13 protein-coding genes are annotated in these 15,988 nt (G+C 70.5%); 3 read left to right on the top strand and 10 right to left on the bottom strand.

What is annotated here, in order from left to right:
• Positions 1-143: 143 nt before the first annotated feature.
• From ACGFRF_RS24775 to ACGFRF_RS24765, 3 genes are all read right to left on the bottom strand, one after another.
• Complete coding sequence (locus tag ACGFRF_RS24775) at positions 144-902, bottom strand: creatininase family protein (protein WP_393743343.1); 759 nt, start codon at positions 900-902, stop codon at positions 144-146.
• 95 nt (positions 903-997) lie between these two features.
• Positions 998-2,065, bottom strand: coding sequence for an alpha/beta fold hydrolase (locus ACGFRF_RS24770; RefSeq protein WP_393743341.1), 1,068 nt, complete (start codon positions 2,063-2,065; stop codon positions 998-1,000).
• A gap of 474 nt (positions 2,066-2,539) precedes the next feature.
• A complete protein-coding gene (locus tag ACGFRF_RS24765; RefSeq protein ID WP_393743703.1) occupies positions 2,540-5,293 on the bottom strand; it encodes an AAA family ATPase in 2,754 nt (917 codons plus the stop codon).
• Between the two features lie 416 nt (positions 5,294-5,709).
• Between ACGFRF_RS24765 and ACGFRF_RS24760 the strand changes: the two genes are divergently transcribed.
• Both ACGFRF_RS24760 and ACGFRF_RS24755 read left to right on the top strand, forming a co-directional pair.
• The gene (locus ACGFRF_RS24760) at positions 5,710-6,645 is read left to right on the top strand and encodes an SDR family NAD(P)-dependent oxidoreductase (protein ID WP_393743339.1); all 936 of its coding nucleotides are present in this window, start codon (positions 5,710-5,712) and stop codon (positions 6,643-6,645) included.
• Positions 6,646-6,896: 251 nt separating this feature from the next.
• A complete protein-coding gene (locus ACGFRF_RS24755; protein ID WP_393743337.1) occupies positions 6,897-7,532 on the top strand; it encodes a TetR/AcrR family transcriptional regulator in 636 nt (211 codons plus the stop codon).
• A gap of 478 nt (positions 7,533-8,010) precedes the next feature.
• On the opposite strand, the gene ACGFRF_RS24750 is transcribed toward ACGFRF_RS24755, so the two are convergent.
• From ACGFRF_RS24750 to ACGFRF_RS24740, 3 genes are all read right to left on the bottom strand, one after another.
• Positions 8,011-8,613, bottom strand: coding sequence for a TetR/AcrR family transcriptional regulator (locus ACGFRF_RS24750; RefSeq protein ID WP_393743335.1), 603 nt, complete (start codon positions 8,611-8,613; stop codon positions 8,011-8,013).
• A 210-nt stretch (positions 8,614-8,823) separates the two neighbouring features.
• Entirely contained in the window at positions 8,824-10,056 is a 1,233-nt protein-coding gene (locus ACGFRF_RS24745; RefSeq protein WP_393743333.1) for an epoxide hydrolase family protein, read from the bottom strand.
• A 54-nt stretch (positions 10,057-10,110) separates the two neighbouring features.
• Positions 10,111-10,569, bottom strand: a complete 459-nt coding sequence (locus tag ACGFRF_RS24740) for a nuclear transport factor 2 family protein (protein ID WP_393743331.1) — start codon at positions 10,567-10,569, stop codon at positions 10,111-10,113.
• Between the two features lie 213 nt (positions 10,570-10,782).
• Here ACGFRF_RS24740 and ACGFRF_RS24735 point away from each other — a divergent pair, with 213 nt between their 5' ends.
• Positions 10,783-11,475 carry an SsgA family sporulation/cell division regulator gene (locus ACGFRF_RS24735; protein ID WP_393743329.1) on the top strand — a complete coding sequence of 231 codons (693 nt, stop codon included), beginning with the start codon at positions 10,783-10,785 and terminating at the stop codon, positions 11,473-11,475.
• A gap of 103 nt (positions 11,476-11,578) precedes the next feature.
• Here ACGFRF_RS24735 and ACGFRF_RS24730 read toward each other — a convergent pair whose 3' ends face one another.
• The 4 genes from ACGFRF_RS24730 to ACGFRF_RS24715 form a co-directional block, all read right to left on the bottom strand.
• On the bottom strand, positions 11,579-12,022 hold the full coding sequence (locus ACGFRF_RS24730) for a nuclear transport factor 2 family protein (protein ID WP_393743327.1): 444 nt from the start codon (positions 12,020-12,022) through the stop codon (positions 11,579-11,581).
• A 450-nt stretch (positions 12,023-12,472) separates the two neighbouring features.
• Entirely contained in the window at positions 12,473-13,702 is a 1,230-nt protein-coding gene (locus tag ACGFRF_RS24725) for an epoxide hydrolase family protein (RefSeq protein ID WP_393743325.1), read from the bottom strand.
• Positions 13,703-14,543: 841 nt separating this feature from the next.
• A complete protein-coding gene (locus ACGFRF_RS24720; RefSeq protein ID WP_393743701.1) occupies positions 14,544-14,888 on the bottom strand; it encodes an ArsR family transcriptional regulator in 345 nt (114 codons plus the stop codon).
• Positions 14,840-15,739 (bottom strand): hypothetical protein, encoded by a 900-nt coding sequence (locus ACGFRF_RS24715; RefSeq protein WP_393743323.1) that lies wholly within the window; start codon positions 15,737-15,739, stop codon positions 14,840-14,842. The genes ACGFRF_RS24720 and ACGFRF_RS24715 overlap by 49 nt, the downstream gene beginning before the upstream one ends.
• Positions 15,740-15,988 lie beyond the last annotated feature (249 nt).

Raw genomic sequence — 15,988 nt, 5'->3', positions numbered from 1 at the left:
GCCCGTACCCGGTTCGTCGCGCCGTCCGCGCCGCGCCGTGCCGCGCGGTTACCCGCGCCGCGCCGCGTCCCGCGCGTCACCCGCGCCGCGCCGACCTACGCAGCCCCACACCGTCCGCGTTGTTCCGTCCGTGTGGGGGTGCTCTACTGCGCCCACGGATCCCGCAGGACGATGTCGGCCAGAGCCCTCGCGCAGCCGGAGAGCATCGTCTCGCCCTTCCGCGGGCTCGCCACCCGGGCGTCACCCGCGACCCCGGACTTCGTGATCCGGTCGAAGGAGACGGCCATGTACACCGGCTCGGTGGACTCCGCGGGCAGGGTGATGTGCGGCCCGTGCGCCTCGGCCAGGTGTTCGCTGCGGATCAGCTCGGGGTAGGCGGCCATCATCATGGACGTCTCCCCCTCACACGCGTGCATGAGCCCGTCCTGGGTCTCCAGGGTGTCCCGCACCACCTCCCGTCCTGCGCCGAAGTAGCTGGCGAACGCGATCGGCGTCGCCAGCTCGGCGGTCAGTTCGGTCGTGAGGGCGTTGAGGGCGGTCATGTTCCCGCCGTGCCCGTTGACGATCAGGATGCGGGAGAAGCCCGCCCGGATCACGGAGCGGCAGACGTCACGCAGCAGCGCGTGCAGGGTGGGCAGAGTGAGCGTGATGGTGCCGCCGAATGCCATGTGGTGCTCCGACAGCCCCGTCGGGATCGAGGGCGTCACCACCACACCGGTGTGCTCGGACGCCAGCAGCGCCGCTCTCCGGCACACCTCCGCGGCCAGGAAGTCGTCCACGCCAGTGGGCAGGTGAGGGCCGTGCTGCTCGGTGGCCCCCACGGGCAGCAGCACCACAGCGTCCTGTGCCGCGAGGGCACGCAGCTGCGCGGCGGTCAGACGGTTCCACTGGACTTCGCTCATCTATGACTCCTCCTGGGAGTGACCGGCGTGGGGGTGCGGGTTGCCGGGTCGGTGTCGGGCGTGGGCCTAAGAGGTGGCCGGCGTCGCGCGCGGGCTCAGAGACGGTCGGCGTCGACAACTGCCTGGGCGAAGATGGTGGGCGCTTCCTGCGGCAGGTTGTGGCCGATGTTCGCGATGGTGCGGTGCTCGTACCTGCCCGTGAAGTGGTCGCGGTAGGCGGCGCCGTCGCCGGGCGGGGTGAAGGGGTCCAGGGCCGGGTCCAGGGTGATGGTGGGCACGTGGATGGGGGGCTGGGCGGCGAGCAGCTTCTCGTAGCGGTCGTACCGGGGCTCGCCCTCGATGAGGCCGATGCGCCAGCGGTAGTTGTAGAGCACGATGGCGGCGTAGTCGGGGTTGTGGAAGGCCTGGGCGGTGCGGTCGAAGGTGGCGTCGGAGAAGTTCCAGTTCGGGGAGACGAGGGTCCACACGTAGCGGCACAGCGCGATGCGCTCCTCGAGGTTCTCCATGGCCTGCTTGCCGCGGTCGGTGGCGAAGTACCACTGGTACCACCAGTTGTGCTCGACGGCCGGGGCGGCGGGCACCAGCTGCGCCTTGACGTTGGTGATGACGTAACCGCTGGTGGACACCAGGGCCTTGACGCGCTCGGGCCACAGGGCGGCGATGATGTCGGCGGTGCGCGAGCCCCAGTCGAAGCCGGCGAAGACCGCCCGGTGGATCTTGAGCGCGTCCATCAGGGCGATGATGTCGAGGGCGATCGCGGACTGCTCGGCGTTGCGGGGAGTGCGGCTGGACAGGAAGCGGGTGCTGCCGTGGCCGCGCAGGTAGGGAACGATGACGCGGTAGCCCAGGTCGGCGAGGAGCGGGGCGACGTCGACGTAGCTGTGGATGTCGTAGGGCCAGCCGTGCAGAAGGATGACCACCGGGCCGTGGGCGGGGCCGGCCTCGGCGTAACCGATGTCGAGGACGCCCGCCTTGACCTGCTTCAGCGTGGGGAAAGTGGTGTGCGTGCCCGGGGTGATGGTGGGCACGGTGGGAGTGGGCCCGCCGCTCGTCCGGTGGGAGGCGGCGGCGGCAGACGCCTGGTTCTGCAGGCCGGACAGGGAGATGGCGGCCGCGCCGGTGCCCAGGCCGACGGCCTTGCTGAAAGTACGCCTGTTGATCATCTGAAACCCTCCGTCGTGCGTGTTCGATGACCCGCCCGTGCCCGGAGAACCTGCGCTCACATCGGCGGCACGGGATCACCGCGACTGTTGGCGCGATGACCCTCGCACACGGCCCGTCACCTGTCAAACTGGTGACGCAAGCTCGTTTCCGATGGTCGAGCAGGAGATGGAGACCCTCTCCTCTCCGTGGCCGGACCGGCGGCACATACTCTCGTCTGTGGCGAAACCGGACACATCAGTCACATGACGGTCGGATGCGATGACGGGTTGGGGCGTTCGACGTGCCTCCCGTGGCGCCCGGCGCCCCGCTCGTGCCGCCCGGCGTCCCGCCACGGCGGCGCAGGTGGCGGGCCCGGCCGCCGCCTGCCCCCGCCGTGACGGCCGCCACCTCGTCCGCGGCCCGGAACCCGGGGGTTTAAGTCATTCGACTGAGGCGACACCCGCGGCCATCGTTCGGCGGCACGATCCCTCACCTCAGGTGTCCTCCTCCAGCCTGCCCAGGGCGTCGCGCAGGGCGGCGCGTGAGGTGATGCCCAGTTTGGGGAAGACCCTGTAGAGGTGGGAGCTGACCGTGCGCGGCGACAGGTGCATCTGTGCGCCGATCTCCTTGTTGGTCAGACCGTTGGCGGCGAGATCGGCGATCCGGCGCTCCTGCCAGGTCAGCCCGGCGAGCTGCGCGGAGGTCACGCGGGTGGCCAGTCCCGACGCCCTGAGTTCCGCCCGTGCCCGTTCGGTCCAGGTGGGTGCGCCGAGCCGTTCGAACGTCTCCGCGGCCTGGACGAGGAGCTGACGGGCGCTCCTGGAGCCCTGGGTGTGGCGGAGGTGGATGCCGTGGGCGAGGCGGATGCGGGCGAGTTCGTAGGGGAAGGTGGCGGCGGCGGGGTGGGTTTCGGCGCGGTGGTAGTTCTCGTCGGCTTCGGTGGGGTCGGTGGCGGTCATGGCGAGGGCGCCGTGGGTGATCAGGGCGAGGCGGGGGGAGATGTCGGGCAGGTGTGCGTCGCGGGCGGCGAGGGCGTGGGTGCGGGCTTGTTCGGAGCGGCCGGTGTGCAGGGCCGCTTCGACGAGGTCGAGGAGGGTGCGGGAGGCCTGGTGGGCGTAGGGGGTGAAGGTGCCGGGGGGTGTGATGCCGATGGCGTGGAGGTAGGCGGCTTCGTAGTCGCCTTCGCTGAGGGCGGCGGCGGTGCCGATGGCGTCGGTGATCTGGGTGAGGAAACCGACGCCGCGGGGGCGGGCCCAGGCGTCGACCGCGGCCTGGAGTTCCCGGGCACGTTCGACCTCTCCGCGCATCGCGGCCAGCAGCCCGAGATACGCCCGGGTGTGATGGGCGAGCAACGCGTATCCATGGGACGACGTCAGCTCCAGGTCGCGCTGTCCGGTCCGCTCGGCCTCGTCCCACTCGCCGACCGCCATCTGGTCGAGCATGATCAGGTGCAGCATGGTCATGCTGTTGCGGACGAAGCCCGTCTCGGCCTCGCGGTCGACTGTGCGCTGCAGGTGCGGCCGGTACTGGCTGAGGGTGTCCACGTGGTAGGCGGCGACCGACAGGCGGGTGATGTCCCAGGGCTCCATGGCCGACAGATCGGTGAACTCACGCTCCACCCGCTCCGCCACACCGGCACCGTGCCGGACCACGTCGCCCCACGCGTCCCGGTAGATCAGCGAGCGCGCGGGAACCGGATCGCCCAGTGCGCCGAGCAATGCGCGGGTCTCCTCCCACTGGGCGGGGTCGCCCGCGTACTGGTCGATCGCGAGCAGCAGGTTCACCAGCCGGGTCAGCACGTCGGACGCCTTGCCCGGCTCCCGCTCGCGCAGGCTTGTGATCGCCGTCACCACCTGGCGGTGCGAGTGCCGTACGTTCCCGTCCTCGAAGAACGCCAGATAGGCCGATGTGACCACGGATGCGGGGGACTCGTCCGCGCCCGCCGCGTGATCGGAGCGGATGATGCGCTGCGCCTGTTCGAAGAGCCCGGCGTGTCCGGCGGCGAAGGCCGCGTCACCGAGTCTGCGGGACCGGTCCTCGCGGTTCTCGCTCAGCTCCGCGGCCCGGGTCAGCCAGGCCACGGCGGCCACGGCGCTGCCGCGCCGGGTCGCGGAGTCGGCCGCCGCCTCCAGCGCGGCCGCCACCTCCTCGTCCGGGTCGACCGCCGCGGCCGCCAGGTGCGTGGCGCTCCTCTCGACGTCGTCGCGGTGCACACGCGCGAGGGCCGCGTGGGCGGCCCGGCGCTCATTGGGCGTCGCCGTCTGGACCACGGTGGTACGCACCAGCGGGTGCCGGAAGACGAAGTCGCCGCTGACCGGGTCGATGCTCAACAGGCCTGCGGCCAACGCCTCTTCGGCGTCGCGCATGCGGTAGCGCCTCGATCCGAGCGCGGGCACGGTTCCCGGCGTCGCTCCGACACCGTCGAGAGCGCCGCGCAGCAGCTCCTGACGGACGTCGTCGCCGAGGCCTTTGATCCGGGTGCCGTACACATGTTGCAGACGCCGGGGCACCGGCAGCGGCACCGAGGCCTCGGGTGAGCCGAGGAGCTGCGCGGCCCCACCTCCCGTGCGGTCGCCGTGGATGTGGGCGGAGAGTTCGAGCAGGGCCAGTGGGTTGCCCCGGGCCTGGTCCAGCACCAGACGGCGGACGTGTGTGTCCAGGCCCGGGCGGCGCAGGTCGAGCAGTCGGCGCGCGGCCTCGTCGGGGAGGGGCCTGACCGTCAGTTCGGGCAGGGCGGCGGTGTCGAAACCCGACGCCACGTCCGAGCGCAGGCCGACGACGAGCTTCACCGAGCTGCCGGTGAGCCGGCGCCCCACGAACCCGATCACCGCGACGCTGGAGGCGTCCAGCCACTGGCCGTCGTCGAGGAGCAGCAGCAGCGGCTTCGCCGAGGAGGCCAGGGACAGCAGGTCGAGGACGGCGATGCCGAGCGACATGACGGACGGTGGCTTTCCGCCACTACGCCCGAAGACGGTGCCGAACACGGCGCGGTGCACCTCGTCCAGGCCGTCGACGGAGGGAAGCAGGGGGTGGACCAGCTGGTGCAGGCCCGCGAACGGCAGCCCGGACTCCGCCTCGACCCCCGCGGCCCGGATCACTTCGTGGCCCGCCCCCGATCCCAGCCGGGCGACATGGTCGAGCAACGCGCTCTTGCCCACCCCCGTCTCCCCTCTCAGGACGAGGGCCTGCCCTTCCCCGGCCGTCATGAACGCGGACAGCTGCCGCAGTTCGTCGTCCCGGCCGGTCATCGTTACGAGCGACTCCACGGCGCCCCACTCCCTTTCCCACCGGACCCGCCTCGTGCGTTCACCCTCCGAGCCTATGTGTGCGGAGTCGCGCTCTCGCGGCGAAGAGAACGGAAATACGTAGCCGAGGCTCGTGGGAGCGAGTGTCACGGGGGTGGTGCGAGCGACTGTGCAGGGTGATTTAGCAGCGGTGGGACGACAGTTGCACCGTGAGTTCTGGGTGCGGGTACACGTGTCAGCGAAGAAACGCGTCTTGCACAAGACCGGACCTCCGGCGGCACCATGAAAGTGTGCCGCCCGGACCGACAGACAGTCCATACACGTTGTATGGTTGGTCTTATGACGACTCGGCGGCACCGTCGACGACGGACGCCACCGGCCGGAGTCGCCCCCTTCACTTCGCTGAGGCAGGAACAGCCATGACGTTGATCGCCACCCCCTTCGGCCCGCGTGCCACCGCCCAGGAGGTGCTCGACGGAGTCGACCTGAGCGGTCGCCGGATGATCGTCACGGGAGGGTCCTCCGGTCTCGGTGCCGAGACGGTGCGCGCGCTCGCCGGGGCCGGAGCCGAGGTCACCGTCGCCACCCGTGACCCTGCCGCGGCCGAGCCGCTGGTGAAGGAGTTCCCGGGGACGCGGGCCGTCGCGCTCGACCTCGCCGACCTGGCATCCGTCCGGGCCTTCTGCGACGCCTGGAGCGGTCCGCTCGACGCCCTCGTCGCCAACGCCGGCGTGATGATGCTCCCGACCCGGCAGGTCACCGCACAGGGCTGGGAGATGCAGCTCGCCATCAACTACCTCGGCCACTTCGCCCTGGCCGTCGGCCTGCGCACGGCGCTCGAGCAGGCCGAGAAGCCGCGGGTGGTCCTGGTCAGCTCCGGCGCCCAGCTGCGGACCGGGTTCGACTTCGAGGACCCGCAGTTCGAGCGACGCCCCTACGACCCGTTCGTCGCCTACGCGCAGTCGAAGACCGCCGACGTGCTGCTCGCCGTCGGCATCGGCCGCCGGTGGGCCGAACACGGCATCACCGCCAACTCCTGCGCGCCGGGGTTCATCCACACCAACCTGACACGCCACCTCGACCAGGCGACCATGCAGGCCTTCGGCGCCATGGACGCGGACGGCAACCTTGTCACGCCCGACTACTACAAGACCCCGGCCCAGGGCGCTGCCACCACGGTGCTGCTGGCCGCGTCGCCGCTCCTCGACGGTGCGAGCGGGCGGTACTTCGAGGACAACCAGGAATCGGAGATCGTGGACGGGGGCCCCGAGCCCATGGTCGGCGTGGCCAGGTGGTCGGTCGACCCCGCTGCCGCGGACCGGCTGTGGGACCTCGCCCTTCCCGTGGTGAGCTGACCCCGGGACAGCTTCGGCGGGACCGCACGAACCCGCAGAGGAGCGAGGTCGACGACAACGAGCGGCGCAGATCTTCCTCGGCTGCCGCGGAGGGAGATCTGCGCCGCCGAGCCGGTGCGCCGGGCAGGCTGGGAGTCCTGGCCGACCGGTTCCGTGGTCCGCGGCGACGACCGCGGCCTGCCCCCGTCCTCCCAGGAGGGTGCCGGGAGCCACTCCGGGCCCGTCGACCTCCCAATGACGAAAGGCGCCCGATGAGACCCGTGACCCGGCGCCAGGCCGGCCACCACGCCGCGCGGTCGGCCGCGACCCGGGCGCAGGTGATGGCCACCCTGGAGCGGCTGCTCGACGCCGGCGAGCCCTTCTCCGAGATCAGCGTCCAGCGCATCATCGAGGAGGCGGGTGTCTCCCGGGCCACCTTCTACGCTCACTTCACCGGTAAGTCGGACGTCCTGGTGCGGCTCACCGGCGAACTGCGGGAGTCACTGCTGACGCTGGCACGGCAATGGGACCCCGCCGCCGAGGAGGGCGGGGCCCACCGGCCCGCCCGGTTCTTCGAGGAAGTGATCGCCATCCACCGCGCCCATCGTGGAGTGCTCACCGCGGTCCGCGAGGCGGCGTCCTACGACCCGGCCATCGGCGACTCCCACACCGCCGACCTCGAAGCCCTCGACGAGGCGGTGCTGCGGACCCTGCTGTCCGAACAGACCGTCGGTTCGACGCCGGCCGGCCTCGACGCCGTCGCCGCGAGCCGGATCATCGTCTGGGGCGGCAACCAGGCCATCGCCCACCACATCGCGGTCGACGAGGGCAGCGGTGACGCGGCCCTCGCCCGCGAACTCGACCGCATCTGGTGGTACGGCGCCTACCGACGCCCCGGCGGAACCTAGGCGGCCCGCCGTCCGCTCATCGGCGCCTGACGCCCGCCTTGTGCACGGCCGGGAACAGGCCACGCGCCGAACCTGGAAGAGGACGAGCATCGCGGCGGGCAGTGCGACCAGAGGCCACCGGGCCCAGCGCGAGTCGGGGCCCGCGAACGAATCTCTGAGCCACGTCCTACGGGTAGGGACCGAAGGGACCGGAAATCTCGGTCGCCTTCTCTGACGGTGCCGGTTCCACGCCCCTGCCCACCGCGCGCACCGACGGAATCTGCGCCGTGTCCTTCCGGCTCAGCGCGGCGAGCGCAGCGGTCCATCGGTCCGCTGCACGCAGAGTCGTTGTCCGACCCTGCGCACGCGCTCTACGACTGCGCAGACCACCGCCTGACTCGGCACGCCGGTTCCCTGGAGCGACTGCCGCCGCCCCGCCTGTGGCGGCCCGTCGGCACGGCTGCCGGGTGACTGGCCGGTCGCGAGGGCGGCGGAGCCGTCAGTCGCCGGCGGTGCCGGTGGTGGGGCGCAGGGGTTCGATGGCGGCGGTGAGGGCCGCTTCGAGGTACTCGGTGCGGCCGGTGGCCTGGAGCATGATGACGCCGCCCTGGACGGCGGCGAGGATGCTGCGTGCGTGGTCGCGGGCTGCCTCGGGGGACGCGCCGGGTGTGGTGGCCCGGACGCCTTTCAGAAGGGCTTCCTCCCATCCGTCGAAGAGGGTGGTGACGATGGCGCCGGCCTGGGGGGAGGATTTGCCGAGTTCGGTGGTGAGGCTGCCCAGGGGGCATTGCCGGCCGAGTTCGGTGTAGTGGTCGAGTACCGCCTGGCGCCATTTCTGCCAGGCGTCCCAGGTGGTCAGGTTGCCGAGGAAGGGCTGCTGGACCTCGAGGACCTGCTCGGCCTCGTACTCGGCCACGGCCGTGAGGATGTCCGCCCGGCCGTCGGGGAAGTAGTGGAAGAGCTGGCTCTTGCTGGTCGCGGTGGCCGCCCGGACGTCGTCGAGCGTCGTCTCGGCGGCTCCCTTCTGTCTGGTCAGATGCGCCGCGGCGACCACGATGCGCTGCCGGGTCGCCCTGCCCTTCGCGGTGAGTCCCTTGTTCATCCCTCCATCATCCCACGAATGGACCTACTGGTCCACGTTGGTCGGGTCGGGTCACAGCGCCTTTCCGCTGGTCTCGGTGCGCACCGGGGCTCGGACGCTCGGTGCGACGCGGGCGCGGTTGAGAGAGTGACCGGCCGGGCCAGGACGCCCGCGAACGACGGCACCAGGTCCCCTGCCCGGCTTCGCGGGAGCGGACCTGGTGCGTGTGGGTCAGCGGAGGATCCGGCGGAAGGTCTCGCGGAGGTCGGTCGCGAAGGCCTCCGGGTTCTCGTAGTGGACGAAGTGGCCGCCCTTCATGTGGGCGTTGACGTTGACCACGTTGAAGGAGCTGCGGGTGGGACCGTTCTCAAAGGCGGCGATGCGGTCCTCGACCGTGTTGATGGCCGGCGGGTAGGCGTCACCGAGCAGGAGGGTGAAGCCGGCCGGGGGCTCGACGACGGGCTGTCGGTCGTGGGACGGGACCCACGGGTAGCGCACGGCGTTGCGGTACATGCGGATGGAGCTGCCGATGGACTGCGTGGCCCAGAAGATGGTGGCCTGGGTGAGGATGAAGTCGCGCGGGAAGTTCTCCTCGAAGTCGCCGCGCTTGTCGCTCCACTTCTTCCAGCGCTTGAGGAGCCAGGCCAGCATGCCGATGGGGGAGTCGTTGAGGCCGTGGGTGAGCGTCGAGGCGTCGAGCATGTGAGCCGCCACGTGCGAGACGTACGTGTCGATGAAGTTCTGCCAGCCCGCGCGCCACTCGGGTGAGGCGTCCTCGGGGGTCTTGGCGCCGTCGGTGAGGTCCCAGAAACGCTCGTTGGCGAACTGCCCGGGGGGCATGTCGTGGCCGTAGTGGAGGCCGATGATGTGGTCGGCGTGCTTGTGGCCGAGCTGGCTGGTGACCAGGGCGCCGTAGTCGGAGCCGGCAGCGGCGTACTTCTCGTAGCCGAGGACGTCGGTCATCAGCTTGTCGAGGATGTCGGCGATCTTCCAGTAGTTCAGGTCGCCCTTGGCGGGAGTGGAGAAGGCGAAGCCCGGCAGGTCCGGGATGACGACGTCGAAGGACAGGTTGGGGTCGCCACCGTGTGCGGCGGGGTCCGTGAGCAGGGGGATGAGCCCGTAGCTGAACTCGCCGGGCCACGGCCAGCCGGGAGAGACCATCAGGGGGATGGGATCGGGGCCCTTGCCGCGCTCGATGACGAAGTGGACGGGGGTGCCGTCGATCTCGACGCGGTGCTGGTTGTAGGTGTTCAGGCGCTTCTCCTGGGCCCGCCAGTCGAAGCCGTTCGCCCAGTACTCCACCAGGGGCTTGAGGTAGTCCGTGCTCAGACCGTAGTACTCGGTCTCATTGTCGAGGTCCTCGAAGAAGCGGGTCTTCTCCAGACGCTCCTTGAGGTCGTCCAGGACGTCCTGGGAGATGTCGATCTTGTACGGTTCCAGCTGGGTGCGGCTGTCGTTGCTCACGGCTGTGCTGCCTTCTCGATGGGGAGCGTGGTGGGCGGGAGATGTGCGTGCGGGTCAGTCGGAGAAGTCGAGGCGGGTCCGGGTCTGCTTGAGTTCCTTGATGCGCCACTGGCCGTCTTCGTTGACGAAGTGGCCGTGGTAGTGGCCGAAGCCGTGCATGACGCGGAAGGGGACGGTGTCGGAGAGTTCGGCGCCCTCGGGGCGGGTGACGATGTCCTCCATGGCGAACACGCCGTGCGCGCTGGTCGGGGAGTCGACGTCGATCTCGTCGGAGAAGAGGTGGTGGACCAGGGTGACGCCGGGGCCGCCGCTGGAGCCGACGGTCGCCTTGATCTCGTCCTGGCCGTTCATGCGCAGCCATACCGATCCGTCGACCTTGTGAGGGGTGAAGGTGCCGTCCTGCGTGAAGAGCGCGGCCAGGTCGTCCCAGCGCTGGTGGTCGGCGTAGCGGACGTAGCGGGCCATCAGCCGGCGCACGTCCTCGATGACGCGCAGACGCTCCAGAGTTTCCATGATCGACCTCTCGCCTTTCCCATGACTACGGGTACCTCGCCGAGTACGGAGGCGAGGCGTACGCCGGCCGACAGGGACTCCGTTGGAACCGGCGCTTCGCCCATTTGGACTTTCCAGTCCATTCATCATGCAGCGCGAAAACTGGACTTGCAAGTCCAGAGTGCGTGATGCGGGACACGTCGCATGGGGGCGTGGTGAGGCGAGGGCAAGCTCGTGACCTGTCGCGTGCATGTCGTTCTCGTCCCCCGTCGGCGGTGGGCGGGGACGCCGGTGCCGGTACCGTCGCCACCGCTGCATCGCGGCAGTTCGCCCGACACGGCTGTAGGTGTGTCGGCCTGTAGGTGTGCCGGCCCGGCCGCGACCGGCACACGGAGCGGACAGACCGGTGTCCGGGCAGGGCAGGCGACGTTCGGAGGCGGGTCGGTTCTCCGCCTGGACGTCCGGGGTGTGCTGGACGGCGTGCCACGGCGGCCCGTTGACGCCGGGTTCCGGTTCGACGCAGCGTCGCCGATGGTGGTGCGCGTGACCCTCACTCCATGGTGTGGCCAGGGTGTGACCTGGCACATCGGCCGTGAGCTGCTGTACCGGGGGTGTTTGGGGAGAGTGGCGGGGCAGACGCGCAGGCCGGCCCATGCCGGGGCGAGGAGGGGGAGGCGGCCCGGCTGCTCCTGGAAGTCCGGGCGCGATCCGTCGCCTGTGCGCCCAACTGCCCCTACGGGTGCTCACGGACGTGGGCCGGTGCCTGACGATGAACGGCGAGTGCGTACGGGCAATCGCCACGTGCGACGAAGCCGTATCGCTGCTGCGGGAGACGGACGCCGCAGCAGCGAGGCGTCGGTGTGCACGCCGACCAGTCGCCAACAGGGCTCACGCAGACCGGTTGGTACCGTGCGGCGGGTCCGCTGACCGCCCCTGCGCTCTGCGAAGGCCGCCGAGCCCCGGGCCAGGGCCGTGGCTCTGGTCTCTCGGGGCGTTCCGCGGAGTTCCTCATGGGCCGGAGACGTCCGGATCAGGGCACGATCTCCATCCGCAGCCGGGTGAGTTCACTGCCGGAGATGTACCACGTGCCGCCGACCTTGCGGTAGGTGTCGTGGTAGTGGCCGAAGCCGTGCATGAAGGAGAAGGGGGCGTCCGGGTTGGTCGCGCGGTCGTGGAAGATGAGGTCCTCCATGGCCCACAGACCCGCGGCTGTGGTGTCCGAGCTGAATGTCACCTCGTGCGAGAACAGGTGGTGGACGGGCTGACCGGCGCCCACGCGCCCGCCGATGGTCCGCGCGAACTCGGCGGCGGTGACCTCGTTGATCAGCTCACCGCCGACGTCGCGGAAGCGCATGACGGCGTCGGCGGTGAACAGACCCGCCACCTTGTCCCACTGCTTGGTGTCGGCGTAGCGCGCGTAGCGGGCCTTCAGCTCCCGGATCTGATCGAGGTCGGAGTGTGCCGGGACGGTCATATGTGTGACTCCTGCTCTGCTGTGTGTGCCAACTGAGGTAGGTGGGGTGTCGTGCCTGGTCGACCGCGCGGTGCGGGCTGACCGAGCGGGGCGGGCTGACTGAGCTGATGGGACGCCGTGCGACGGGTTGCCGGAATCAGCGCGCGGGACAACAGGCCGGCGACCGCGGCACCGGCCGGGAGGAGGAAGACGGCCACCCAGCCGCCTTCGCTCGGTATCCGTCGGCCCCCGTGGAGTCGCTCGGGTATCCGTCGGCCCCGCTGGAGGACGAGAGAACGGTTGCTACGACGGTCGCACCGACCGCGCCGCCGATGGTGCGGATGTCGGCGTTCGTCCCGGCCTGCGATCGGACCGTCAAGTCCAATCTTGCGGTACGGGCGTGAGCGCCTCCACGGGTCCGGGCGCACAGGCATCCGCACCCAGGAGGCACTCGTGTCACCGCAGGTGGCTTCAGCGCAGCTTGCGGAACGAGGTCCGCAGGTCGTCGATCCACGCCTCGGGGTTTTCGTACGGGCCGAAGTGACCGCCCTTCTCATGCACGTTCACGTCGCGGATGTCCGCGTAGAACCGGGCGCCGCCGTTCTCGAAGAGGCGGATGCGCTCCTCCGCCGTCTCCGCGCCGGGCGAGGAATCGCCCAGCAGAAACGTGAAGCTGGCCGGGGCCTGCACGTAGGGCGTCTTGTCGTTGACCGGCTGGGGCGGGTACAGGCTCGCGTTCTTGTAAGCGCGGATGGAGGATCCGATGGCCTCGTTGACCCAGAAGATGGTGGCGAAGGTCAGGATGTCGTCGACCGGCCAGTTCACGGCGAAGTCGCCCTTGCGGTCGCTCCAGGTCTTCCAGCGCTTGAGGATCCAGGCCAGCATCCCGACGGGGGAGTCGTTGAACCCGTGGGTGACCGTCTGCCCGTCGAGCAGGTGGGCCGCCACGTGCGAGACGTAGATCTTGTGGAACCGCAGCAGCCTGGCTCGTTCCGCCGGCGGAAGGTCCTCGGTCTGCCGGCCGCCCGACAGGTCCCAGAACCGGTCACCCTGGAACAGTGCGGGAGGCATCTCGTTGCCGAGATGGACGCCGTACAGCGAGTCGGCGTACTTGTGACCCGCCCGCGCGCCGACCAGGGCACCGTAGTCCGCCGCGCCGATCCCGTACTTCTCGTATCCGAGCACCTCTGTCATCAGGGTGTGGAACCGGTCCGCCATGTCCGCGTAATTCTCCCTGGGGTTGGTCAGCGGTGTGGAGAAGCCGAAACCGGGCAGGGAGGCGATGACGACGTCGAAGGCGTCCGCGGGATCGCCGCCGAACGCGGCGGGGTCGGTGAGCGGCTTGATGACCTTGTGCCAGTGATGGTGGGTCCACGGCCATCCGTGCATGAGGAGTAGCGGAACGGGGGCCGGGCCCTTGCCGCGCTCGTGGATGAAGTGGACCGGGGTACCGCCGACGTCGATGCGGTGCTGGTTGTAGGAGTTGAGCTTCGCCTCGGCGGCGCGCCAGTCGAAGCCGTCGGCCCAGTACTCCACCAGGGGTTTGAGGTAGGCGGTACTGAGACCGTAACGCTCGTCGTCGTTCTCCAGGTCGGGCGCGAAGCGCGTAGCCTTCAGCCGTGCCTTCAGATCGTCGAGGACCTCTTGCTCGACCTGGACGGTGAACCGGGGAAGGGGCTTGCCCGAGGGGTTGGCGCTCATGATGTCTGCTTTCTGCAGCGATGGTGTGTGCATGCGCGGGGCGGCGCGACCCGAACTGTGGACCTCGTGGTCCATAACATCGTGCCACGGGAAAAGTGGACCGGCAAGTTCAATGCTCGGACTGGTCGCGCTTCGGGCGACGGCCTGCGTCGCGCGGGGGCGCGTCCAGGCGGCAAGTCCGTAGCAGACACGCGATCTTTGCGGGCGGCTTGCTGCATTTCGCGGCTTCCCGCCCACTGTGTCCGCACGATGCCATCACTGGTCAAGATGGTGACTGTGCGAGTTGGAGAAACGTACCCCTTCGGCCGGCGGGTTGGGCAGCAGAAGACTCCGGCCGGCCCTGCGGATGGGGGGAGTGGCCGGAGAACCTGCCGTACCGAGGCCGTGGGTCGGTCTGGTGCCGGTCCGCCCCGCCGAGGCGGCCGCCGTCGAGGGCGCTGGGGAGAAGCTTCGGGTGCTTGCTGCCCTCCGCTCGCCGAGGAGACGCCCCGGCGGCGCGCTGGTGGACGCGGACGATGGTGGAGTAGAGCGATACCAACCAGCGGAGCACAACAGATTAGCCAGCTGTGATCCGTGCCCGGCGAGATAGAGCCGCATGGCGCACTGATCCTCGGCCTCGACGAACACCTGCCGGCCCCAGTGAGCACTGAGAGGGTGCGCGATGTCGACCAGTCGGCGGCGTTCCTCCGGCGAGTACGCGGGGAACCGGACCCAGCCCCGTTCGGCGATGGCGTTGCCGAGAGGGCTGAACAACACCGCCCGCGCGCGCCGCTCCTCCTCCTCGGTCAGTGGGGTGGGGCCGCCGTCCGCAGGCCGCAACCGGACGTTGTACAGGTCTCGATCACTGGCTGCTCACAAGTCGTCGGGGCTGCTCCGGAGAGACTGGCGGCGCACCGGCAGTGGCCACAGCAGCCGGAACATCCGAGTGCCGTCCCTCCCCGGGATGCCGGGCCCCACGACCTGCGCGCGGAGGAGGCCGCGACCCGTGCCGAGAGCCCGCTGCCGGACGTCGTTGCCGGTGGGAGCGGTAATCAGTCGTCGGTGGTGGCGCAGAGGGTGTCGCCGAGGGGGGTGCGGCTGTAGAGGACGCTCCGGCCTGGCGCATGCGCTCGGTGAGCCGGGCGTCGCGCAGGACGCTCAGGTGCTGGCTGACGGCCGAGGGGGTGACATCGAGGCGGCGGGCCAGGTCCGTGGTGGAGACGGGCTGGTCGAGGAGGAGAAGGAGCCGGGCCCGCGGGCGGCCGAGCAGGCGTTCCAGCGCCCGGTGGGCGGGCGGGGGCGTGCGGTCGTACGCCATGGTCCCGTGCCCGCGCGCCGGATAGATGACCAGCGGCGACTGCTCGGGGTCGATGGCGGTGATGGCTCCCTGTGCGAAAGGGTGGGTACGAGGACCAATCCCCTGCCGCTGATCGCGACTCCGTCCGCCGGGGCCCCGCGGGGGCGCTCGCAGGCGATGGTGAGGGTACCGGCGTCCCAGCGCAGCCGCTGGTCGATGTCGGCGAAGGCGGCGTCGGCTCCGCCGGTGGCGAGCCTGCGGGCGCGGTGGGCGATGTCCGCCTCGAGGACGGCGCGGGCTCTCGGCCACCAGGCAGGCGCCAGGCAGGAGGACCAGTAGTTCTCCAGGGCATCGGCGATCTCGGCGAGCAGGCGCTCGGGGACCTGGAGACCGTGCCGCAGGGGCTCGGGGACAGCACGGTCGTGCGGGAGGTAGGCGCGTTCCAGATCGAGGGGGACGCGGTCGGGCGGGGTGGCGCGCAGGGCGGTGAGTTCGTCGCGGATGTCCGGCCAGGGGCCGGCGGGGCGCGGGGTGAGGAAGTCCGGCAGCCAGCGGTTGGAGGCGATCAGGGAACGCAGCAGCCGGACCTGCGCGGGATCGAGACCGGGGATGGCCTTGCAGACGCGGCGGAACCACGGGAGTTGCCCGGGGTAGTGGCCGGGATGGGTCCACATGCGCAGGCTCAGCACGGTCTCCTGCAGCGGCGAGCAGGCGAAGCACGCCGAGGACAGGTCGTCGAGGCGGAGGCGGAACCGCACCATGAAGCCGGATGCTAAAGGATTTCACGCCGGGCGCGCAGGATGCTGGGATCGCCGCATGACCACTGCCCGCCCCGTTGGCCCGCGCATGCGCCCGCGCCCCGCACCGCCGACCGCCACGCGCGGCATACCACTCGTGCCCGCCGCACGGTTCCGCTTTCCCACCGCAGGCCCCGGGCAGGTCCGTTGAGCGCCGTCGCCACCGCGGCGCTGGGCGGTGTGGTCGCGGTCGGCGCGCTGGTGCAGCGTACG

The sequence above is a fragment of the Streptomyces sp. NPDC048521 genome (assembly GCF_043199855.1).
Taxonomy (GTDB): domain Bacteria; phylum Actinomycetota; class Actinomycetes; order Streptomycetales; family Streptomycetaceae; genus Streptomyces.
Note: the sequence above shows the minus strand (reverse complement) of the source record. Positions and strands in the feature narration are given on the sequence as shown.